We start from the raw sequence: 2,761 nt of genomic DNA on the forward strand, positions 1-2,761 counted from the left end.
GGACCGGGCCATGGCCGCGGTGAACGATTCGGTCAAGGCCAGGCAGGACGCGGACGCCCGGGCCGCCGCCGAGGCGCAGGCCGCCCAGCAGCCCCAGCGGTCGTACACGCCGTCGTATTCGGGCGGCGGGTATCGGCCGTCCGGCGGCCATTCGTCCGGTTCGTCCGGCGGAAGTCCGTCACCGTCCGGATCGTCGGGCGGTTGGGATGTCCCGGTCCCGTCCGACGGCGACGTGTTCGGCGGGACGGATCCGAGTCTGTGAAACGAAAGGATGATGTGTGATGGAGTCGATGCCGCCCGTGACGACGCCTGGCGTTCCCGCACCGCCCCCTATTCCGGTGGAGCGGCCGGGAACGCGGCTGCTTCCCGTGTTCGACGCGCCCGTGACGGATCGCGTGTGGCTGGTGGCCGCGCATGGCGGCGCGGGGTGCGGCACGATATACGCGTCGTCGCCGGGATTGTACGCGGACGCGGGGCGTGCGCTGCCGTTCTGCGCCGGTCCGGCGAGGGCGCCGCGGATCGTGTTGTGCGCGATGGGCTCCGCTCATGGGTTGGAGTCGCTGCGCGCCTTGCTGGCCGAATGGGACGCCGGCGCGTTGGCGCCCTGCGTGCTGCTGGGGGTGGCCGTGACCGCGTGCATGGCGCGTCCGCCGCGTGCGCTGCGTCGCGGCTGTCTGCAGGTGGGGTCGGTGGCGCCGCGTCTGTGGCGTCTGCCGTACGTCGCGTCGATCCCTGTGGAGGGCCGTCCGTCGTCGTGGCCGTCCGGGTACCGGAGGATGTCGTCCGCGTTGGAGGGGGCGCGCCGTTGACGCGTCCGCCTGTCCTCCGCGGCGCGGCCGCGGGGGCGTGAGACTTGCATCGTACGTCCATTGACGGTTGATGTTTGGAGGATGAAATGAACCTGTTGTCCATCGTTCCGGCCGCGGCGTCCGTCGTGTCCGTCGTGGTGGCGGATGATCTGACGAATCCCGCGGCCTGCCTGCCCCCGGGGTTCTCCGGGCCGGTGACGACCGTGCTGGGCTGGGTCAAGGCCCTGGGCATGGTGATCGCGCTGGTGTCGATCATCCGCATCGGCGTGCATATCCTGCGCCAGCAGGGCGACGGCGTGCCCGACCGTGACGACACGATGGACAAGCTGTTCAACTGGGCGGTGGGCATCGTGATCGTCTCGTCCGCGGTGAGTTTCCTGAGCGCGCTGGGCATGAGCGTGTCCACGGCCTGCTGAGAGGGGCTCGCATGCGATCGTCACGCCGCCGTTTCGGCGCGTTGCTGGCCGTGCTGGCCGTCGTGTTCGGCCTGGCCTCGTGCGGCGGCCCGGATTTCAGCTCGTTCACGGATGCGTTGAAGTTCGGCGACCAGGATGTGTCGGACACGCAGGTCGTCGACCGGATGGTCATCCCGGACGGCGGTCTCGGCGACCTGGTCGGCGCCGACCAGGTCGCGTGGATGACGAAGGGGCAGGGCGCGGATTGGACGCTTTCCGAGGGCGCGGCGCGTCAGATCATGAAGGACCAGCCGTCCTACCAGTGCATGGCGTTGAGCCACACGAGGCAGGCGGAGTCCCCGGACGAGGGCCCGTGGTCGCTGGCCTCGTTGGACGGCGGCGGCCAGGCGTGCCAGAAGACCCGCAGGCTCAGCTGGCTGGAGAAGTCCCTGTGGAGCATGTACCGGAAGCAGTCGGATTCGACGATCGAGTGGCTGAGCACGGACCGGAACACGTTGGAGGCGTCCGAGCGGGGCGTGGACGTGCTCCGGCGGAACGCGTCTCCGGCGTATTCGTCGTGGTTCGGCGCGGTGCAGCCGTATCTGAACGTCTCGCAGGGCGTGCTGGTCGTGTTCGCGGCGGTGAGCCTGATCGCCCTGGCCGTGCGCATGGTGTGGAACATCCGTGACGCGGACGCGGACTCGCACCTGCTGGGCAGGTTCGGGTGGATCCTGCTGGGCTGCTTCCTCGGTTCGTCCTGTGCGAGCATCGCGTTGACGTTCCTGACCACGTCGACCACGGCCGAGGACGGCACCGTGACGCCCGCGCTCCAGTCGTGGACGCCGGGCGGGGGCACGTCGTTCTACGTGTCGGACTGGATCCGCATGCAGGTCGACCCGTTCATGCTGGTCGCCGCGGTCGTCGGCGTGATGGCGGCCGGCTTCAAGCTGGTGACCGCGCAGGAGGGCCGCGACCTGGTGCCGTTGGGCAAGTCCCTGGCGTGGGCGATCGCCACGGCCGTTCTGCTGGCGGGCGGGGTGAACACGTTCTCGAACGTGGTGGACACGTGGACCAGCGGCGTGCTGGAGGCGGCGAGCGGGATGATGAAGGACGCGTGGGAGTCGAACAGCCTGGCGGCGAGCCAGTTCTTCGAACTGGACGCGCCGATCGCGCTGCTGCTGACGATCATCGTGTGGATCGGCGGCACGGTGTCGAAGATCTTCACGTACCTGCGGGCCGGCCTGCTGCCGGTCCTGGTGGGGATCGCACCCATGTGGGCGGCGATGAGCTGGACCGAGCTGGGCAAGCAGGCGTTCGCCAAGACGATGGGCTGGCTGCTCGCGTTCCTGGCGTACAAGCCCGTGGCCGCGCTGATGCTCGCCGCCGGTTCGGCGATCATGGCGTCGGGCGGCGGGGACAGCGAGATCATCACGCTCGTGCTGACCCTCGTGGTCATCATCGCGCTGCCCGCCCTGGTCAAGACGATCGTGCCCGCGGTGCAGATGTCCGTGGGCGGGGGCGGCGGCGTGATGCCGTCCGTGCTCGGCATGGGCGCGG

General features: G+C 69.8%; 3 protein-coding genes and 1 pseudogene. All 4 read left to right on the forward strand.

Features of this window, described 5'->3' with window-relative positions; all coding sequences use genetic code 11:
* Positions 1-262 (forward strand): annotated as a pseudogene (locus BITS_RS09585) (hypothetical protein); the annotation flags it as partial.
* Between the two features lie 19 nt (positions 263-281).
* Positions 282-809: a hypothetical protein gene (locus BITS_RS08560; protein WP_238556587.1), complete on the forward strand. Its 528-nt coding sequence runs from the start codon at positions 282-284 to the stop codon at positions 807-809.
* An 86-nt stretch (positions 810-895) separates the two neighbouring features.
* Complete coding sequence (locus BITS_RS08565; RefSeq protein WP_034533899.1) at positions 896-1,225, forward strand: hypothetical protein; 330 nt, start codon at positions 896-898, stop codon at positions 1,223-1,225.
* Positions 1,226-1,236: 11 nt separating this feature from the next.
* A partial coding sequence (locus BITS_RS08575; RefSeq protein ID WP_052366686.1) for a hypothetical protein occupies positions 1,237-2,761 on the forward strand: 1,525 nt, incomplete at its 3' end.

Source organism: Bifidobacterium tsurumiense (assembly GCF_000741765.1).
Taxonomy (GTDB): domain Bacteria; phylum Actinomycetota; class Actinomycetes; order Actinomycetales; family Bifidobacteriaceae; genus Bifidobacterium; species Bifidobacterium tsurumiense.

Coding starts and splice junctions, on each gene's coding strand:
- BITS_RS08560 (WP_238556587.1), top strand. CDS start 282: ATGGAGTCGATGCCGCCCGTGACGACGCCTGGCGTTCCCGCACCGCCC.
- BITS_RS08565 (WP_034533899.1), top strand. CDS start 896: ATGAACCTGTTGTCCATCGTTCCGGCCGCGGCGTCCGTCGTGTCCGTC.